The following is an 18929-nucleotide window of genomic DNA, read 5'->3' as shown; positions in this document are numbered from 1 at the left end:
GGTCCTTGTCGTCGGGTTGTAGTTGCAATTACAATCGTTGCAATTGCAATTCTATGCCGGAACCGATGGTGCCGGTGACATGCCAGTACTCGAAGGAGGGACATGCAGACTGTGCGACCCGGTCCGCCCGTGCGGACGCCCGACACCCGCCGCGCCGCGGCAGCCTGCCTCGAACGGCTGACGACGCGGCGGCTCGCACCGCCGGGCCACGCGGTGTCCCCGCTCGGCGCCATGCGCGCGGCCGCCGATTGCCTCGAACGCGATACGGCGACGTCGAAGCGCGTGTGGATCGTCCGCGCAGATGCACGCGAGTCGTTCACCGACACGCACGCGCATCGCCACATCAGCGCGTGGCCGCTGCGGTTTCTCGATCCGGGCAAGCGTTTCGAGCGGCCGCTGCTGTACCTGCTGCACGCGCGTGCGATCGACCGGCTGCGGCTGGCATCGATCGAGACCGTCGATCGCGGGATCTTCGTCAACGATGCCGAAACGGCCGCGTCGTCCTGGCCGAAGGGCGTGACGCCCGACGTTCCGCACTGGCTGGCCGCGAACCCCGCATGCACGCCGTACGACCCGGCGTCGGGACACGAAGCGATCGCGATCCTGCGCCACGCGTTGCGCACGCTCTATGTCGCCGGCCAGCCGGGGTTTTTCTACCTCGCGGGCCATGACGACTGCATGCCCGATGCCAAGCCGCTGTCGGCGACGGCGGCCCGCGATGCGTTCAACGGCATGGTGCGGGCCGGCCGGCGTGCGGCGGCCGGTGCGGCCGCGCATATCCGGCTATGCGGCGCGGGCAGCACGCTCACGCACGTGATGGAAGCCGCCGACCTGCTGCACGACGAATGGCGGATCGATTCGACGATCTGGAGCTGCCCGAGTTACACGCAGCTCGCGCGCGACGGTCGCGCGACCGACCGCTGGAACCTGCCGCATCCGCACGACGAAGCGCGCGTCGCGCACGTGCGGACGAGCCTCGGCGAAAGCGACACGCCGGTGCTCGCGGTGACGGGCTATGAGCGGCACGTCGCCGCGCAGATCGGCGCGTTCATTCCGGCCCGCTTCACCGCGCTCGGCGCGGATACGGCCGGCCCCGGCACACGCGCACCGAATGCCCGGTGGATTGCCGCGGTCGCACTCCGCCTGCTGGCCGACGACGGCCGCGTGCCGGCCGACTGGGCCACGCAGGCGATGCACCGCTATGCGCGCGGCTGACGCGCGCGCCGGCTGCCGTTACTTCGCGTCGGCGGCCGCGTCGCGCGCCGCGGCCGTCGCGCGGTCGAGCGCGGCGGCCATCGCCGCCTGCTCCTTGCCGGCGAACTGGTCGAGAAACAGCTCCGCGACCGTCGACTGGTACACCTTCCACATCTTCTTGCGCAGCGTGCGCCCCTTGTCGGTGATGCTCGCAAACGCCGCGCGGCCGTCGTCGGCCGACCGCGCGCGCGTCACGAGCCCTTCCTGTTCGAGCCGGTCGACGAGCCGCGTCAGGTTGTAGCGCTCGATCGCGAGCACATCGGCCAGTTCGTGCATGCGACGCGTGCCGTCGGGCCCGCTTTCGAGCCCCCACAGCGCGTCGTACCACGCATACGCGGGCAAGCCGGCCGCCGCGAGGCGGCGCTCGATCTCGCGAATCATCGTCCGGTGCGCGCGGACAAACGAGAACCACAGATCGGGTTCGGGTGCGCTCATGTCAGGTCGTTCCTTTCGTTGAATTGCAGTTGCAATTAAATTTTACCTCGATAACAATGACCTTCATACGATTGCAATTGCAACCATTTTTGCTCGCCGATCGGCGAGCGTTCCGTCGCGCGACGCGGCGCCACGACCGTCGCCCCGCGCAGCCAGATGCTTCTGGAGACACTGCATGACCGCACCTCTCGCGTTACCCGATATCGATCCGCAGGAAACCCGCGAATGGCTCGATGCGCTCGAATCCGTGATCGCGCTCGAAGGCCGCCCGCGCGCGCACTACCTGCTCGACCAGCTCGCCGATCTTGACGCAGCCCGCCACGGCGACCTGCACGGCCGCGTGACGACCGCCTACGTGAACTCCGTGCCGCGCGAGCGGCAACCGGCCTACCCGGGCGATCTCGCGCTCGAGCGGCGCCTGAATGCGATGATCCGTTGGAACGCAATGGTGATGGTGCTGCGCGCCGGCCGGCATTCGAACGTCGGCGGCCACATCGCGACCTACCAGTCGGCCGCGGTGCTGTACGACGTCGGCTTCGATCATTTCTTCCGGGGTCGCACCGATACGTTCGACGGCGACATGGTCTACATCCAGGGGCATTCGGCGCCCGGCATCTACGGCCGCGCGTATCTGGAAGGCCGCATCACGGATGCGCAGCTCGACAACTTCCGCCGCGAAGCAGGACGCGACGGGCTGTCGTCGTATCCGCATCCGCGCCTGATGCCGGATTTCTGGCAATTTCCGACCGTGTCGATGGGACTCGGGCCGCTCACGGCCGCGTATCAGGTGCGCTTCATGCGCTACCTCGAATACCGCGGGCTGAAACAGCATCAGGGCCGCAAGGTGTGGGCATTTCTCGGCGACGGCGAAATGGACCAGCCCGAATCGCTCGCGGCGATCTCGCTCGCCGGGCGCGAACGGCTCGACAACCTGATCTTCGTCGTCAACTGCAACCTGCAGCGCCTCGACGGCCCCGTGCGCGGCAACGGCAAGGTCATCCAGGAACTCGAAGGCACGTTCCGCGCGGCCGGCTGGAACGTCGTCAAGGTGATCTGGGGCGGCGGCTGGGATCGCCTGCTCGAACGCGACACGACCGGCCTGCTGCGCCAGCGCATGATGGAGTGCGTCGACGGCGACTACCAGACCTTCAAGTCGCAAAGCGGCGCGTACGTACGCGAGCATTTCTTCGGCAAGTATCCCGAACTGCTCGCGCTCGTCGCCGACCTGTCCGACGACGACATCTGGAAACTGGCGCGCGGCGGTCACGATCCGGAGAAGGTCCATGCGGCCTATGCGCAGGCGATGCGCGCGGACGGACGGCCGACCGTCGTGCTCGCGAAAACCGTCAAGGGCTTCGGGATGGGCGAAGCCGGCGAAGGCCAGAACGTGAACCACCAACTGAAGAAGATGAGCGCCGATGCGGTGCGCGCGTTCCGCGATCGCTTCGCGCTGCCGGTCAGCGACGCGCAGCTCGACGAACTGCCCTACCTGAAGCCGGAGCCGGGCAGCGCCGAAGCACGTTATTTCGCCGAGCGCCGCGCAGCGCTCGGCGGCCACGTGCCGGCCCGCTTCAGCACCGTGCAGCCGCTGCCGGTGCCGCCCCTCGCCGCGTTCGACGCGCAGTTGAAGGACTCCGGCGGGCGCGGGCTGTCGACGACGATGGCGTTCGTGCGCATCCTCGGCACGCTGCTGAAGGATCCGCAGCTCGGCAAGCTCGTCGTGCCGATCGTGCCGGACGAGTCGCGCACGTTCGGGATGGAGGGCCTGTTCCGCCAGATCGGCATCCATTCGCATCTCGGCCAGCTCTATACGCCGCAGGACGCGGGCCAGCTCAGCTACTACAGGGAAGCGAAGGACGGGCAGATCCTGCAGGAAGGGATCAACGAATCGGGCGCGATCGCCTCGTGGATCGCGGCCGGGACGGCATACAGCAACCACGGGCTGCCGGCGATCCCGTTCTATATCTTCTATTCGATGTTCGGGCTGCAGCGCGTCGGCGATCTCGCGTGGGCCGCGGCCGACGCGCGCACGCGCGGCTTCCTGCTCGGCGCGACGTCGGGCCGCACGACGCTGATGGGCGAAGGGCTGCAGCACAACGACGGGCACAGCCAGGTGCTGTCGTCGGTGATTCCGAACTGCGTGTCGTACGACCCGACCTACGCGTACGAACTCGCGGTGATCGTGCGCGACGGGCTGCGGCGGATGTTCGCGGAACAGGAGGATGTCTACTACTACATCACGCTCCTCAACGAGAACTATCCGCATCCGGCGCTGCCCGACGGCGCGGAGGCCGGCATCCTGAAGGGGCTCTACCTGCTGCGCGAAAGCGCACCGCACAAGGCCGATGCGCCGCACGTGCAACTGATGGGCAGCGGCGCGATCCTGCGCGAAGTGATCGCCGCCAGCGACCTGCTCGCGCAGGATTTCGGCGTGTCGAGCGACGTCTGGAGCGCGACGAGCCTGACCGAGCTGCGCCGCGACGGGCTGGCCGCGGAGCGCCGGAACCTGCTGCATCCCGATCAGGCACCGCGTGTGCCGTATGTGCAGCAATGCCTCGACGGTCGCACGGGGCCGGTGGTCGTCGCGACCGACTACATGAAGATCGTCGGCGACCAGATTCGTGCGTTCGTCGACGGCCGGCGCTTCGTGTCGCTCGGCACGGACGGCTTCGGCCGCTCGGATACGCGCGAGGCGCTGCGCACGTTCTTCGAGGTCGACCGGCACTTCATCGCGATCGCTGCGCTGAAGGCGCTCGCCGACGATGGCGTGATCGAGCGTGCGCGCGTCGGCGAGGCCATCCGGCGCTACGGTATCGACGTCGACAAGGTCGACCCGGCCACCGTGTGACCACGCGGCGCGCGACAGCCACGCCCCCTCCTGCCTGCCGCGCGCCGCCGCCCGCGCTACGGCTGCGACTGCGCGAGCGGGGCCTGCACGCCCTGCTCCACGCCCGACGGCCAGCCACCCGCGAGCGCCTTGTACAGCGCGACCGTCGACGCCGCGCTGCGCATCCGTCCGTCGGCCGCCGCGTCCTGCGCCTGCAGCAGCGTCCGTTGCGCGTCGAGCACTTCGTAGTAGTCGATCGCACCGGCCGAGAAGCGTGTCTGCGCGAGCTGCGCGGCGCGTGCGCTGTCGTCCGCCGCGCGCACGAGGTGCGTGGTCTCGTCACGCGTACGCGCGACACGCAGCAGCGCGTTCTCGGTTTCCTCCAGTGCGCCGAGCACGGTCTGCCGGTACTGCGCGAGCTGGCCGGCCGCTTCCGCGTCGCTCGCGGCGATCCGTGCACGCACGCGGCCGACATCGAGGAACGACCAGTCGATGCCGAGCGCGATCAGGTTCGTGTCGCTGCCCGCGCGGAAGAACCCGTAGCTGCTCGTCGCACTGCCGAGCAGCCCCGACAGCGTAAAGCGCGGGAACAGATCGGCCGTCGCGACGCCGACGCGCGCGGTCGCCGAGTGCAGCCTGGCCTCCGCCGCCGCGACATCGGGGCGCCGGCGCAGCAGGTCGCCCGGCGTGCCGGGATCGACGTCGGCTCCCAGCGCCGGCAGCGGGACGGGCGTGCCCGGCGGCATGCCGGCTGTCGGCAAATCGAAGCGGCCGATCAACGCATCGGGCGTCTGTCCGGTCAGCACCGCGAGCCGATGCTCGTCGACGCCGATCGCGGCTTCGTATACGGCGATCCGCGACGTCGTCGATTCGTACTGCGCACGCGCACGCGCCGCATCGAGTTCGGACCCTCGCCCCGCGCCGACGCGCGCATTGATCAGCGCAAGCGTCTGCTTCTGGTTGTCGGCGTTCTCGCGTGCGATTCGCAGCCGCTCCTGCGAGCCGCGCAGGTCGACGTACGTGCTCGCCACTTCGCCGGCGATCGCGACGCGTACCGCGCGCACGTCGGCCGCACTCGCCGCCGTTTCGGCGCGCTGCGACTCGATCGAGCGACGCACGCGGCCGAACAGGTCGAGTTCCCACGCGGCATTGATCCCGACGTTCGACGTCGGCGTATCGCGCTGGCTGCGCGGCGCGCCGAACGCCTGGTCCTTGCTCCTCAGCTGATGACCGATCTGGCCGCTTGCGGTGAGCGTCGGATAGCGGTCGAAGGTTGCCTGCGACAGCAGCGCATTCGATGCATCGTAGCGCGACACCGCGACCTGCAGATCCTGGTTGGCCGCGAGCGCCGCATCGATCAACTGCGTCAGCACCGGATCGCCGAAGCCGCGCCAGAACGTGGCATCGGCGGCGGCCGACGCATCGGGCGGCGTAGCGGACGGCGACGCGTCGCGCTGCGTCGCCGGATGCCGGTCACGCGCGAACCGCGCGGCCGTGGCCGTATCGGGTCGCTTGAAATCGGGGCCCACCGCGCATGCGGCAAGCGTCACCGACATCGCGAGCGCGGAAAGACGAAAAGCGGCGCTCATCGGTTTTCTCCTTCGAGGGTGCCGTGCTGTTCGCTCCAGACGGCCGGCGTGCCGCCCGCGAGCTTGCGGACCGCCACATAGAACACGGGCGTCAGGAACAGCCCGAACAGCGTGACGCCGAGCATCCCCGCGAACACGGTGACGCCGGTGGCCGCACGCACCTCACTGCCCGCGCCGCTGCCGATCAGCAGCGGCACCGAGCCCGCGATGAACGCGACCGACGTCATCACGATCGGGCGCAGCCGCAGCTTGCATGCCTCGAGCGCCGCTTCGATCACGCCCTTGCCCTGGATCTCGAGTTCGCGCGCGAATTCGACGATCAGGATCGCGTTCTTGCACGCGAGCCCCATCAGCACGACGAGGCCGACCTGCACGAACACGTTGTTGTCGCCGCCGGACAGCCATACGCCGAACAACGCCGCGCACATGCACACCGGCACGATCAGGATCACCGCAAGCGGCAGCGTCCAGCTTTCATACAGCGACGCGAGCACGAGGAACACGAGCATCACGGCCAGCGGGAACACGACGATCGCCGCATTGCTCTGCGTGACCTGCTGGTAGCTGAGATCGGTCCATTCGAGCGTGATGCCGGGCGGCAGCACCTCCTTCGCGATCTGCTGGAGCTTCGCGATCGCCTGTGACGACGACATCACCTTCGGATCGGCATCGCCGATCAGGTCGGCGGCCGGATAGCCGTTGTAGCGAACGACCGGATCGGGACCGTACGCGGGCCCCACCGTCACCATTGAGCCGATCGGCACCATCTCGCCCTTTGCATTGCGCGTGCGCAGGTTCGCGATGTCGGCGGCCGTCTGCCGGTGGCCGGCATCGGCCTGCGCCATCACGCGATACACGCGGCCGAAGATGTTGAAGTCGTTCACGTACATCGAGCCGAGATACACCTGCAGCGTATTGAACAGGTCGGTCAACGCGACGCCCTGCGCCTTCGCCTTCAGCCGGTCGACCTTCACCTCGAGCTGCGGGATGTTCGCCTGGTACGAACTGACGGGATAGCTCATCCCCGGCGTCTTCGCGACCGCGGCCTGGAACGCCGACAGCGCCTTCTGCAATTCTCCGTAACCGAGGCCGCCGCGATCCTCCAGGTACAGCGAGTAGCCCGAACCGTTGCCGAGGCCCTGGATCGGCGGCGGCATCAGCGCGTAGGTGATGCCGCTGCCGATCGCCGCGAAGCGCGCGTTCAGGTCCGCGTTGATCTGCGCGGCGCTGCGGTGACGCTGGTCGAACGGCTTCAGGATCACGTACGAGTTCGTGATGTTCGGCGTGTTCACGCCCTGCAGCGCATTCAGCCCCGCGAACGCCGGCACCATCTCGACGCCGTCGGTGCCGAGCGCGATCTTCGTCATCTGCTCGGTCACCGCGCTGGTACGCGCGAGCGACGCGCCTTCCGGCAACTTCGCGCCCGCGAACAGGTACAGCTTGTCCTGAACCGGGATGAAGCCGCCCGGCACCGCGTTGAACAGCAGCGCGGTCGCCGCGAGCAGCGCCGCATAGACCGCGAATACCACACCTCGCCGCTTCAGCGTACGTCCGACGACGCCGTGATAGCGGTCGGAGCTGCGTTCGAAGAAACGGTTGAACGGATGGAACAGCCAGCCGAATGCGCGATCGAGCACGCGCGTCGGCGCATCCTTCGGCGCGCCGTGCGGGCGCAGCAGCTTCGCGGCGAGCGCGGGCGACAGCGTCAGCGAGTTGATCGCGGAGATCACCGTCGAAATCGCGATCGTCACCGCGAACTGCCTGTAGAACTGGCCCGTGACGCCCGACATGAACGCCATCGGCACGAACACCGCGCACAGCACGAGCGCGATCGCGACGATCGGCCCCGACACCTCGCGCATGGCCTGGTGCGCGGCATCGCGCGGGCTCAAGCCCTGCGCGATGTTGCGCTCGACGTTCTCGACGACGACGATCGCATCGTCGACGACGATCCCGATCGCGAGCACGAGCCCGAACAGCGTCAGCGTATTGATCGAATAGCCGAGCAGGTAGAGCCACGCGAACGTGCCGACCACCGACACGGGCACCGCGACGAGCGGAATGATCGACGCGCGCCAGGTCTGCAGGAACAGGATCACGACGAGCACGACCAGCACGACGGCCTCGATCAGCGTGTGCTGCACCGCGCGGATCGATTCGCGCACGAACACCGTCGGGTCCCACACCGGGCGATACGCGACGCCGGGCGGGAACCGCTTCGACAGCTCGTCGAGCTTCGCGTACACCGACTTCGCGACGTCGAGCGCGTTTGCGCCCGGCGACAGGAAGATGCCGACCACGGCCGAATGCTTGTCGTTGAAGTATGAGCGCAGCGTGTAGTCGCCGGCGCCGAGCTCGATGCGCGCGACGTCGGACAGCTTCACGACCTGGCCGTCGTCGCCGTTGCGCAGCACGATGTCGCTGAATTCCTGCACGGTGCGCAGGCGGCCGCGCACGTTGATCGACACGAGGAAGTCGTTTTTCTTCGGCGACGGTTCCGCGCCGAGCTGGCCGGCCGACACCTGCACGTTCTGCTCGCGCACGGCCGCGATCACGTCGCTCGCGGTGAGCCCGCGCGACGCGAGCCGGTTCGGGTCGAGCCACAGCCGCATCGCGTAGTCGCCCGAGCCATACACGCCGACGTCGCCGATGCCGGTGAGCCGCGACAGCTCGTCCTTCACGTGCAGCGTCAGGTAATTGCGCAGGTACAGCGAATCGCGGCTGTTGTCCGGCGAGTAGAGGCTCACGTACATCAGCGGCGTCGGCGACTGCTTCTGCGTGGTCACGCCGTACTGCCGCACCTCGTCGGGCAGGCGCGACAGCGCCTGGCTCACACGGTTCTGCACGCGCACGGCAGCCGTGTCGGGATCGACGCCCTGCAGGAACGTGACGACGACCTGCAGGCTGCCGTCCGACCCGGCGACCGACTTCATGTACATGATGCCTTCGACGCCGTTGATCGCCTCTTCCAGCGGTTCGGCGACCGATTCGGCGATTTCCTTCGGGTTCGCGCCCGGATACGTCGCACGCACGACGACGCTCGGCGGCACGACTTCCGGGTATTCGCCGGCCGGCAGCATCGGAATCGAGATCAGGCCGATCGCGAAGATGACGATCGACAGCACGACCGCGAAGATCGGCCGGTCGATGAAGAATCGGGAGAAATCCATTGCGTCTCTCCCGTCATTGCGCGGCAGGCGCGCCGGCATCGGCCACGGCCTGCATGCCGTTGCCGCCACCTGCATCGGCGCGCGCGGGCAGCGCCTTCGGCTTCACCTGCGCACCCGGATAGTAGATCCGCTGCACGCCGTCGACGACCACGCGATCGCCCGCCTGCAGCCCCTTCTCGACGATCCGCTCGCCTTCCATCTCGCGGCCGATCGTCACGTCGCGGCGCAGCGCCTTGTCGCCGGGACCGATCACGTACACGTACTTGCGGTCCTGGTCGGTCAGCACGGCCTTGTCGTCGACGAGCAGCGCTTCCTGGTCGCGGCCGCTGACGAGCTGCACGCGCGCATACAGCCCCGGCGTGAACGCATGGTCCGCATTCGGCAGCCGCACGCGCGCCCGGATCGTGCCGGTTTGCGGGTCGAGCCGGTTGTCGAGGAAATCGACGGTGCCCGCGTGCGGGAAGCCCGTCTCGTTCGCGAGGCCCACGCGCACGGGATCCGCGCCGATCGCTCGATGCCTCGGATCGGCACGGCGCGCGTTGTAGCGCAGATAGCTCTGCTCGTCGCAGTCGAAATACACGTAGACGGGGTCCTGCGATACGACGGTCGTCAGCAGCGTGTCGTCCGCGCGCGCGAGGTTGCCGACGGTCGCGACCGCGCGGCCGACACGGCCCGCGATCGGCGCGCGCACCTCGGTGAAGCCGAGGTTGAGCTTCGCGTCCGCGACGGCCGCGTCGGCGGCCTGCAGATCCGCGCGGGCCTGCTCGGCGGTGGCACGCGCGTTGTCGAGTTCTTCCTGCGACGTCGCATGCGCATCGATCAGCGTCTGCACGCGCTTGAGCTGCACCTGAGCGAGGCTCGCGGCCGCACGGGCCCGCTGCTGCTGCGCGTTGGCTCGGTCGAGCGCGATCCGGTACGGACGCGGGTCGATCTCGAACAGCAGCGCGCCCTGCGCGACGAGGTCGCCTTCCTTATAGGCCACGCGCTGCAGATAGCCGCTCACGCGCGGCCGCAACTCCACCGCGTCGACCGCTTCGACGCGCCCGTTGAATTCGTCCGCGAGGCGGACCGTGCGCGGTGCGGCAGTGGCGACGCCGACTTCGGGAAGGGGCTGGACCGACGATGCGCCTTTGCCGTCGTGACAGCCCGACAACGCCAGCAACAGTGCGCAGGCGGCGCCCAAAGGCGACGTCCTGCGTAGGGATAAGGAAAGCATGGTGCCTCGCGACGGGTTAAACTGCCGCGTAGCATAAAAGTTGAAGTTAACTTCAAGTCAAGCTTTCCCCCCGGAGAACGTCATGGGTACCCCGGAAGAATCGAAATGGCCGCTGATGTCGATCCGCGAAGTGGCCACGCGCAGCGGCGTGCCGGCGTCGACGCTGCGGTTCTACGAAACGCGCGGGCTCATCAAGTCGCACCGGAACGGCTCGAGCCATCGCCACTATTCGCGTGCGGTGCTGCGGCTGATCGCGTTCATCGTGTTCGCGCAGAAGATCGGCTATTCGCTCGACGAAATCGCCGAGCAGCTCGTCAGCCTCCCCGAGGACACCGCGCCGAGCAACAAGGACTGGCAGCGGCTGTCGCGCGGCTGGAAGCAGCGCGTCGCGAGCCGGATCGAGGAGCTGCAGCGGCTCTACATCAACCTCGACGAATGCATCGGCTGCGGCTGCCTGTCGCTGAAGCGCTGCAAGCTGACCAATCCGGAAGACCGCGCGGGCCGCAACGGGCCCGGCGCGCGGCGCTGGCTCGGCGACAAGCCGCCGGCGGATCCGGAGTGACGGGCGAACCCGCGCCCACCGCTGGCGCGGTATGCGTCACACGACGCGCCAGCGGCATGGCATTACGTTCTGCGAACTGAATGATGCGGGCAGCCCGCTTGCGTCCGAGCCGGAGATCGCTTTCCGCACGCCGTCGCCGCCCGTCGATGCGCCGCGCGGGACCGCGCGAAACGCGGTGAGCGAACTGGCGCGGGTTGCCGCGACGTGACCGCGCGCGTTGCGCGCGCGGTGGCGCTCAGACGGCGATCAGGTTGAACACGACCGCGAGCACGGCATGCCGGAACGCCTCCGGCCGCGTGGGCAGCGACGTGTACTCCAGCATCATGTGGCTGTACGACACGGTGGTGCCGATCGCGCTTGCGATCATGAAGAACAGCAGGTTCGGATCGACCGGGCGGATCGCACCGGCCTCGACCGCCTCCGTCAGCAGTGGCAACATCGCATCGTGATAGGGGCGCACGATCCGCTCCTGCAGCCGGTCGAGCCGCGCGCCCTCCTCGGTCGCCGCGGTCGAGAAGAACATGCCGATGTCCGGCTCCGCGAACTCGTGATCGACGCACAGCTCGAACGCGCGCCGCACGCGGTCGCGATGCGGCAGCGACGACGTGCGCAACGCACGCAGCGCGTCGAACATCGGCTCGGCCAGCTCGACGATCTGCTCGACGACAGCCAGCCACAGCGTTTCCTTCGTGCCGAAATGATGGGCGATCAGCGCCGCGTCGATGCCCAGTTCGCGTGCGACTTCGCGCACGCTCGTCGCGTCGTAGCCACGCTTCGCGAAGGTGCGGCGCGCGGCCCGCAATATCACGTCCGGACCGACGGACGCATCCGCCAGCGGCCGCCCGCGCGTACGCCGCTTCGACGGCTCGCGCTCAGTGACTTCAGCCACGTTTTCCTGCTCCCCTTTGAATGGTTCGAATGCCCGTGTTCGGGCCCCGGTTTCATTTCCCCGGAATTGGATGGCTCGCCCTGCTCCGTTGACACGCGGAGCCGGGAAGCGCTACGATCATACCTTATTCATCACTTGATGATTTATCCATGACAACCCCTACGCGCATCGTCATCGTCGGCGGTGGGATCGCCGGATTGCAGCTCGCGACCCGCCTGGGCGAGCGTCTCGGCCGGTCCGGCCGGGCCCAGGTCACCGTCGTCGACCGCAGTCCGACCCACATCTGGAAGCCGATGCTGCACACGATCGCGGCCGGCACGCGCGACGTCCAGCAGCAGCAGGTGATCTTCCTCGCCCATGCCCGCGACCACGGCTACACGTACCAGCCCGGCGAACTGAAGGGGCTCGATCGCGCGCGCCGCCGCGTGCAGCTCGGCGAGATCCGCTCGCAGGACGGCGAAGTGGCGATCGAGGCGCGTGAGCTCGAATACGACGTGCTGATCCTCGCGCTCGGCAGCCAGGCCAACGATTTCGGCGTGCCGGGCGTGCGCGAGCACTGCTACTTCATCGACAGCCAGCAGCAGGCCGAGACCTTCAACGAAGCGTTGCGGATGCGCGTGTTCCGCAGCATCGCGCGCGACGAGCCGTTCCGCGTCGCGATCGTCGGCGCGGGCGCGACGGGCGTCGAACTCGCGGCGGAGCTGAGCCGCCTGCTGGAAGTCGCGCAGGCCTACGGCGACGAAACGGTGCGCGAGCGGTTGCAGCTCACGCTGCTCGAAAGCGGCCCGCGCATCCTGAATGCGTTTCCGCCGAGGATTTCCGCGTCGGCGCAGCGGCGCCTCGAACAGATCGGCTTTCACGTGCTGACGTCGACGCGCGTCACGTCGGCCGACGCCAACGGTTTCCATTACGGCGACGGTTCGTTTGCCGAAGCGGACCTGATGGTCTGGGCCGCCGGCGTGAAGGCGCCCGATTTCATGAAAGCGCTCGGTGGACTCGACACGAACCGCGCGAACCAGGTCGTCGTCGGACCCACGCTGCAGGCAACGGGCGACGAGCACGTGTTCGCGATCGGCGATTGCGCGAGCCTGCAGCCCGACGGCCAGGAACGGCCGCTGCCGCCCACCGCGCAGGTCGCGACGCAGCAGGCCGAGCATCTCGCGAAGCACCTGCCCGCGTGGCTCGACGGCACGCCGATTCCGCCGTTCGCGTTCCACGATTTCGGCGCGCTCGTGTCGATCAGCGACTACGACGCATTCGGCACGCTCGGGCAGTTCGGGTTCTTTCGCGGCGGCTTCATCCAGGGGCGTTTCGCGCAGTTCAGCCACCTGATGCTCTACCGGCGGCACCAGCAGGCGCTGCACGGTTTCTCCAAGGCGACCCTGCTGTGGATCGCCGAACGGATCAACGGCTGGGTGCAGCCGCGCATCCGCCTGTCGTGATGCCGCGCGTTGCGGCACCGCGTAACGTTACGAAACGTTTCGAGGAAAAGAGACATGAACAACCCTGTAGCGCCCTGGCTCATGACTGTTGCCGCGATCGGCAGCTTCGACATGCCGTCCGTTTCGTGGGGCGTCCCGCGGCGCCGCAGCGTCACGCGCGACCGGCTGCCGTCGTGGGACGCGTCGAGCAAGCCGACCATCAGCGTGCTCGAACGGCCCACGGCCGACACCGTGATGATTTCGTGGTGCGATGCATGCACCGGGCATTACGGCTACCAGAAGTGGCGGCTGTTCACGACCCGCAAGCGTGGCGTGTGCGCGCTGTCGGGCCGATCGATCGAGATCGGCGACAGCGTCTATGCGCCGCAATTGCTCGGCTCGACGCCGGGCAACGCCGCCGCGATGGTGCTCGCGGCGTGCATCGACGACGCGCTGGCGGACTGACGTCAGGTCGACGTGGCCCGACCGGCGACATAGGCCGGATCGTTGCTCTGCCGTTCCAGTTCGGCATCGAGATGCGCGGCATGCGCCAGCGCGTCGGATTCCGACATCAGCGCGCCTTCCCACTTCGCCACCACCGCGCTGGCGATCGAGTTGCCCACCGCGTTCGTGGCCGAGCGGCCCATGTCGAGGAACGTGTCGACACCGAGAATCAGCAGCAGCCCGGCTTCCGGGATATTGAACTGGTGCAGCGTCGCCGCGATCACGACGAGCGACGCGCGCGGCACGCCGGCCATCCCCTTCGACGTCAGCATCAGGATCAGCAGCATCGTGACCTGCGTGCCGAGCGACAGGTGGATGTTGTAGGCCTGCGCGATGAACAGCGACGCGAACGTGCAGTACATCATCGAGCCGTCGAGGTTGAACGAATAACCCATCGGCATCACGAAGCTCGAGATCTTGCGCCGCACGCCGAAACGGTCGAGCGCGTCGAGGATCTTCGGGTACGCGGCTTCCGAGCTCGCGGTCGCGAACGACAGCATGAACGCTTCCTTGATCAGCACGAGCAGCCTGAACACGCGGCGGCCGAGGAACAGCAGGCCGGCGGCGACGAGCGTGGCCCACAGCAGCACGAGGCTCACGTAGAAATCGCCCATGAACACCGCGAACTTCAGCAGGATCGATAGCCCGTTGATCGCGACGGTCGACGCCATCGCGGCCATCACCGCGAGCGGCGCGAGCTTCATCACGTAGCCGGTGATCTTCAGCATCACGTGCGCGAGCTGGTCGATCGCGGCGACGAGAATCTTGCCGCGCTCGCCGAGCGCCGACAGCGCGACGCCGAAGAACATCGAGAACACGACGATCTGCAGGATCTCGTTGTTCGTCATCGCCTCCGCGAACGATTTCGGTACCATGTGGCCGACGAAATCCTTCAGCGTGAACTTGGACGTCGCGAGATGCGCGGACGCGCCGATGTCCGGCAGCGGCAGGCCGAGGTTCTCGCCCGGTCGCAGCAGGTTCGCCATCAGCAGCCCGAGCAGCAGCGAGACCAGCGACGCGGTGACGAACCAGCCGAGCGCCTTCACGAACACGCGCCCGACTGACGACGCGTCGCCCATGTGCGCAATGCCGACGACGAGCGTCGAGAACACCAGCGGGCCGATCACCATCTTGATCAGCCGCAGGAACACGTCGGACACGAGCGAGATGTAGCCGGCGATTTCGGCGGCCGACTGCTTGTCCGGAAACTGCGTGTAGATCAGGTAGCCGATGAGGATGCCGGCCGCCATCGCGAGCAGGATCCAGCCTGCCGCAGACATTCGTTTGTTCATGACGGGATTCACCGCACGGTGAATGAGTTGACGGATGAAAGGCGCGCGCGGCGCGCCGGTCAGGCTCGCGGATGTCCGCGAACGGGCGCGCTGCCGCCGCTACGGCATTCGCGCAAACGCGAACGCCGGCGGCAGCGGTTCAGCATGGTGCGATCAGGTCAATAGCCGATCGCCGAGCCGGCCGGACGGCGCGGATCGTTGACGCCGTAGACGTAGCCGACGCGCACGTTGCCGGACACCGACGAATCGTTGCCGGAACTCTGGCGGCTCGCCGCTTCGGTACCCGGCAGGCCGACCATGATCAGCTCTGCCGCGCCCCAGGGCGTCTGCTCGACCATCTTGTAGCCCATGTTGCGCAGGATCGCGAGCGTGTCGGGCGACAGGCCGCGCGTCTCGTAGTAGACCGTGTCGGGCAGCCACTGGTGATGGACGCGCGGCGCATCGACCGCATCCTGCGGCGTCATTCCGTAATCGATCACGTTCAGCACGGTCTGCAGCGTGATCGTGATGATGCGCGATCCGCCCGGCGAGCCGACCACCATGAACACCTTGCCGTCCTTCTTCACGATGGTCGGCGCCATCGACGACAGCGGACGCTTGCCCGGTGCGATCGAGTTGCGCGTGCCCTGCACGAGGCCGAACAGGTTCTGCGCACCGACCTTCACGGTGAAGTCGTCCATCTCGTCGTTCAGGAAGAAGCCCGTGCCCGGCGCGATCACCACGGCGCCGAAGCGGCCGTTGACCGTATAGGTCGTCGATACCGCATTGCCGTCGCGGTCGATGATCGAATAGTGCGTCGTTTCCGGCTTCTCGTGCACGCCGACGCCCGGCTGCACGTCGACCGATGCGGTCGCCATGTCACCGCTGATCTGCTTGCGAAGCTCGGCCGCATATTGCTTGCTCGTCAGCTTCGCGACCGGATTGTCGATGAAGTTCGGATCGCCCAGCAGCGTGTTGCGGTCCTCGTACGCGTGCCGCATCGCCTCGGTCATGTAGTGCACCACCGCGGCCGACTGGTAGCCGAGCTTGCGCAGGTCATACCCCTCTAGGATGTTCAGCGTCTCGCACATCGTCACGCCGCCCGAACTCGGCGGCGGCGCCGACACGAACTCGTAGCCGCGATACGTGCACGTCAGCGGCGCCATGTCCTGCGCGCGATAGGACGCGAAGTCGGCGGCCGTGATCACGCCGCCGCCGCGCTTGGCCGCGGCCTCGACGATCTTCGGGATCTCGCCGTGATAGAACGCGTCGGGCCCCTGCTCCGCGATGCGCTCGAGCGTGCGGGCCAGGTCCTTCTGCACCAGGCGGTCGCCCGGCTGCAGCGGCGTGCCGTCCGGGCGCAGGAAGATGCGCGCGGCTTCCGGATCCTTCTTGAAGCGGTCGACCGTCGTGTCGAGGATGTCCGTGTCGCCGCGCGTCAGCACGAAGCCGTCGCGCGCCAGCCGGATCGCCGGCGCCATCACCTGCTTGCGCGTCAGCTTGCCGTACTTGCGCTGCGCGAGATCGAGGCCCGCCACCGTGCCCGGCACGCCGACCGCGCGATAGCCGTACAGGCTTTCGTCCGGAATGACGTTCCCTGCCGCATCGAGATACATGTTCGCGGACGCCGCGGCCGGCGCGGTCTCGCGGAAGTTGATGAAGCGGTCGCGGCCGTCGGCCAGGTGGACGGTCATGAAACCGCCGCCGCCGATGTTGCCGCAGCAGGAGTTGGTCACGGCCTGCGCATAGCCGACCGCCACCGCCGCATCGACCGCGTTGCCGCCTTCCTTCAGGATGTCGACGCCGATTTGCGACGCAAAGTGCTGCGACGACACGACCATGCCGTTCTTCGCTTCGACCGCGGGGGTCGACGCAGCGAACGCGCTCACGCTCATGGCCGACAACAGGGTGAGTACTACGAGCCGCCTCATGACGGAATCCTCCAGACAAATAAACCGGGCCGGGCCGGGATGCGCAACCGTGCAATCGTGTGCCGACGCAGCGCATCCGGACATGTAATAAACAATACATTCCCGCGAGGCCGCGATCATAACACTCGCCTTTTTGCGTTAAAAACTAGGGTTATCACTCAATTCGAAGCGATGGCTCATCGAAACGACGATCGATGTATGTTTGTTTTATTACATTGATGACCGAAGCAGGCAGCAGGGCGATGCGTCCCTCTAATACCGGGACGTACTCGGCCCGCCATACGTCAATCGGCTAACATGCGTGGAGTCGTCGGCAGATTGCGGTCTGCCGTTTGTCATACAGATAAGAGAGCTGGAGTGCCCGATGGGGACGAGCATCAGGGCGTTGCTGTTATCCCAGATGGATAGCTTCACGCCGTCGGAACAAAAGGTTGCACAGGCGTTGCTGGATCGCTATCCCAGTCTCGGGCTGGGCCCCATCGCGCAGTTTGCGAAGCAGGCGGAGGTGAGCGACCCGACCGTATTCCGCTTCGTCGTCCGGATCGGTTTTCCGAATTACTCGTCGTTCCAGCAAGCGCTGCACGACGAGATCGACACAGCGATGAATTCACCGCTCGCGCGGATGGACGCGTTCCATTCGGAAACGGGCACGCGCGACAGTCATTCGGCGATCTTCCAGCGGCTGTCCGAATCGCTCGCGACCACGATCGAAGGGCTCGACGCGGCCGCGTTCGACGCAGCCGTGGCGGTGCTGGCCGATCAGGACATTCGCGTGTTCTGCGGCGGCGGGCGCTATACGGCGCCGCTCGCGTCGCTGTTCTCGTTCATGCTCGCCTATACGCGGCCGCACGTGCAGTACGTCGAGCCGAACGTGAATCTCGCGTCGGTCGCACTGGCCGACATGGGGCGTGACGACGTGCTCGTGATCTTCGACCTTCGCCGCTACCAGAAGGACAGCATCCGCTTCGCGCGGGCCGCGCACCGGCTCGGCGTGCGGATCCTGCTGATCACCGACGAGTGGCGCTCCCCGATCAGCGAGTTCGCGGAGATCGTGCTTCGGATCCAGGGGCGCCCGTTCGCGATGCTGCAGACCAACGTGCCGGCGCTGGCGCTCGCCGAAGCGCTGGTGATCGGCGTGACGAACCAGATGCCGGAGCTAGCGCGGCAGCGGATGGAGAAGATCGAGCGGCTCAATGCGGACGGAACCGAATGGGATATGAGCCGGCGCGATCTGCCCGAATGACGATCGCTCGCCATCCGGGCGCAGGCGTCAGCTTTCGACCTCGTGGCGTGTGCAATATGAATCCCGAACTGCAAATCCGCACATGTAACGCACCGTACCAACCACCGTCGCATTCCCTCGCTCAGGGCGCCAGTTCCATCCGGTTGCCCGTCACGACCAACTTGACGGGATCCGTCTTCTTCCACTTCGACTTCGGAATCACCAGTTGCCATTCGGCGCCACGTTGATCACGAAAGAACCCGGCCACGCCCACGGCTTGCGTGTCGGCGGCCATCGGCGTGGACAGTTCCACCGTGGCGCCAGGCACGATCGTGGTCTCGATGCTGCTGATCAGACCGGCCCTCAGTAACGCACTGTCGTCATCGAGCAGCGAGACGTAAGTTGTGCTCTCGAAGATCTTCGCATCCTTCAACTGGTAGACACGCATCACGACCGGTAGCGATCGTCCCTGCTCGTTCTCATTGAGCGCGGCGCGGCTCTCGATCACGAGGTTCATCTGCTTGACCTTTGTGATGAAAATCGCGCGCGTCATGCCGGCGGTCGTCTCTTTCATCGATTGCCACATACCGCAGCCAGATAGCAACGCAACCGTCATCGCAGTAGCAGCCGCCAATCGA

General features: G+C 67.2%; 14 protein-coding genes. 6 read left to right on the top strand and 8 right to left on the bottom strand.

What is annotated here, in order from left to right:
• Window positions 1-102: 102 nt before the first annotated feature.
• Window positions 103-1215 carry a transketolase-like TK C-terminal-containing protein gene (locus tag AC5LXX_RS21140; protein ID WP_493412996.1) on the top strand — a complete coding sequence of 371 codons (1113 nt, stop codon included), beginning with the start codon at window positions 103-105 and terminating at the stop codon, window positions 1213-1215.
• A gap of 18 nt (window positions 1216-1233) precedes the next feature.
• On the opposite strand, the gene AC5LXX_RS21135 is transcribed toward AC5LXX_RS21140, so the two are convergent.
• Entirely contained in the window at window positions 1234-1689 is a 456-nt protein-coding gene (locus AC5LXX_RS21135; protein WP_493412995.1) for a MarR family winged helix-turn-helix transcriptional regulator, read from the bottom strand.
• Window positions 1690-1864: 175 nt separating this feature from the next.
• Between AC5LXX_RS21135 and aceE the strand changes: the two genes are divergently transcribed.
• Window positions 1865-4537, top strand: coding sequence for a pyruvate dehydrogenase (acetyl-transferring), homodimeric type (gene aceE, locus AC5LXX_RS21130; protein ID WP_493412994.1), 2673 nt, complete (start codon window positions 1865-1867; stop codon window positions 4535-4537).
• A 56-nt stretch (window positions 4538-4593) separates the two neighbouring features.
• Here the strand turns inward: aceE and AC5LXX_RS21125 are convergent, their stop codons facing one another.
• From AC5LXX_RS21125 to AC5LXX_RS21115, 3 genes are read right to left on the bottom strand one after another with little or no spacing between them, the layout of a single operon-like run.
• Window positions 4594-6105, bottom strand: a complete 1512-nt coding sequence (locus AC5LXX_RS21125) for an efflux transporter outer membrane subunit (RefSeq protein ID WP_493412993.1) — start codon at window positions 6103-6105, stop codon at window positions 4594-4596.
• Complete coding sequence (locus AC5LXX_RS21120; protein WP_493412992.1) at window positions 6102-9275, bottom strand: efflux RND transporter permease subunit; 3174 nt, start codon at window positions 9273-9275, stop codon at window positions 6102-6104. The genes AC5LXX_RS21125 and AC5LXX_RS21120 overlap by 4 nt, the downstream gene beginning before the upstream one ends.
• A gap of 13 nt (window positions 9276-9288) precedes the next feature.
• Window positions 9289-10491, bottom strand: a complete 1203-nt coding sequence (locus AC5LXX_RS21115; protein ID WP_493412991.1) for an efflux RND transporter periplasmic adaptor subunit — start codon at window positions 10489-10491, stop codon at window positions 9289-9291.
• An 82-nt stretch (window positions 10492-10573) separates the two neighbouring features.
• On the opposite strand from AC5LXX_RS21115, the gene soxR reads away from it, so the two are divergent.
• On the top strand, window positions 10574-11053 hold the full coding sequence (soxR, locus tag AC5LXX_RS21110) for a redox-sensitive transcriptional activator SoxR (protein ID WP_493412990.1): 480 nt from the start codon (window positions 10574-10576) through the stop codon (window positions 11051-11053).
• Window positions 11054-11288: 235 nt separating this feature from the next.
• Here the strand turns inward: soxR and AC5LXX_RS21105 are convergent, their stop codons facing one another.
• Window positions 11289-11942 (bottom strand): TetR/AcrR family transcriptional regulator, encoded by a 654-nt coding sequence (locus AC5LXX_RS21105; RefSeq protein WP_493412989.1) that lies wholly within the window; start codon window positions 11940-11942, stop codon window positions 11289-11291.
• Window positions 11943-12091: 149 nt separating this feature from the next.
• Here AC5LXX_RS21105 and AC5LXX_RS21100 point away from each other — a divergent pair, with 149 nt between their 5' ends.
• Window positions 12092-13384, top strand: a complete 1293-nt coding sequence (locus AC5LXX_RS21100; RefSeq protein ID WP_493412988.1) for an NAD(P)/FAD-dependent oxidoreductase — start codon at window positions 12092-12094, stop codon at window positions 13382-13384.
• A 54-nt stretch (window positions 13385-13438) separates the two neighbouring features.
• Entirely contained in the window at window positions 13439-13828 is a 390-nt protein-coding gene (locus AC5LXX_RS21095; RefSeq protein ID WP_493412987.1) for a DUF3331 domain-containing protein, read from the top strand.
• A gap of 2 nt (window positions 13829-13830) precedes the next feature.
• Here AC5LXX_RS21095 and AC5LXX_RS21090 read toward each other — a convergent pair whose 3' ends face one another.
• On the bottom strand, window positions 13831-15159 hold the full coding sequence (locus AC5LXX_RS21090) for a dicarboxylate/amino acid:cation symporter (RefSeq protein WP_493412986.1): 1329 nt from the start codon (window positions 15157-15159) through the stop codon (window positions 13831-13833).
• Window positions 15160-15317: 158 nt separating this feature from the next.
• Window positions 15318-17069: a gamma-glutamyltransferase gene (ggt, locus tag AC5LXX_RS21085; RefSeq protein WP_493412985.1), complete on the bottom strand. Its 1752-nt coding sequence runs from the start codon at window positions 17067-17069 to the stop codon at window positions 15318-15320.
• Window positions 17070-17433: 364 nt separating this feature from the next.
• Here ggt and AC5LXX_RS21080 point away from each other — a divergent pair, with 364 nt between their 5' ends.
• The gene (locus AC5LXX_RS21080) at window positions 17434-18312 is read left to right on the top strand and encodes a MurR/RpiR family transcriptional regulator (RefSeq protein ID WP_493412984.1); all 879 of its coding nucleotides are present in this window, start codon (window positions 17434-17436) and stop codon (window positions 18310-18312) included.
• Window positions 18313-18433: 121 nt separating this feature from the next.
• Here AC5LXX_RS21080 and tssJ read toward each other — a convergent pair whose 3' ends face one another.
• Window positions 18434-18865, bottom strand: coding sequence for a type VI secretion system lipoprotein TssJ (tssJ, locus tag AC5LXX_RS21075; RefSeq protein WP_493412983.1), 432 nt, complete (start codon window positions 18863-18865; stop codon window positions 18434-18436).
• Between the last annotated feature and the right edge of the window lie 64 nt (window positions 18866-18929).

It is taken from the genome of Burkholderia torrens (genome assembly GCF_984668525.1).
The sequence above is the reverse complement of the archived record's forward strand: the minus strand, read 5'-3'. Positions and strand labels throughout refer to the sequence as shown.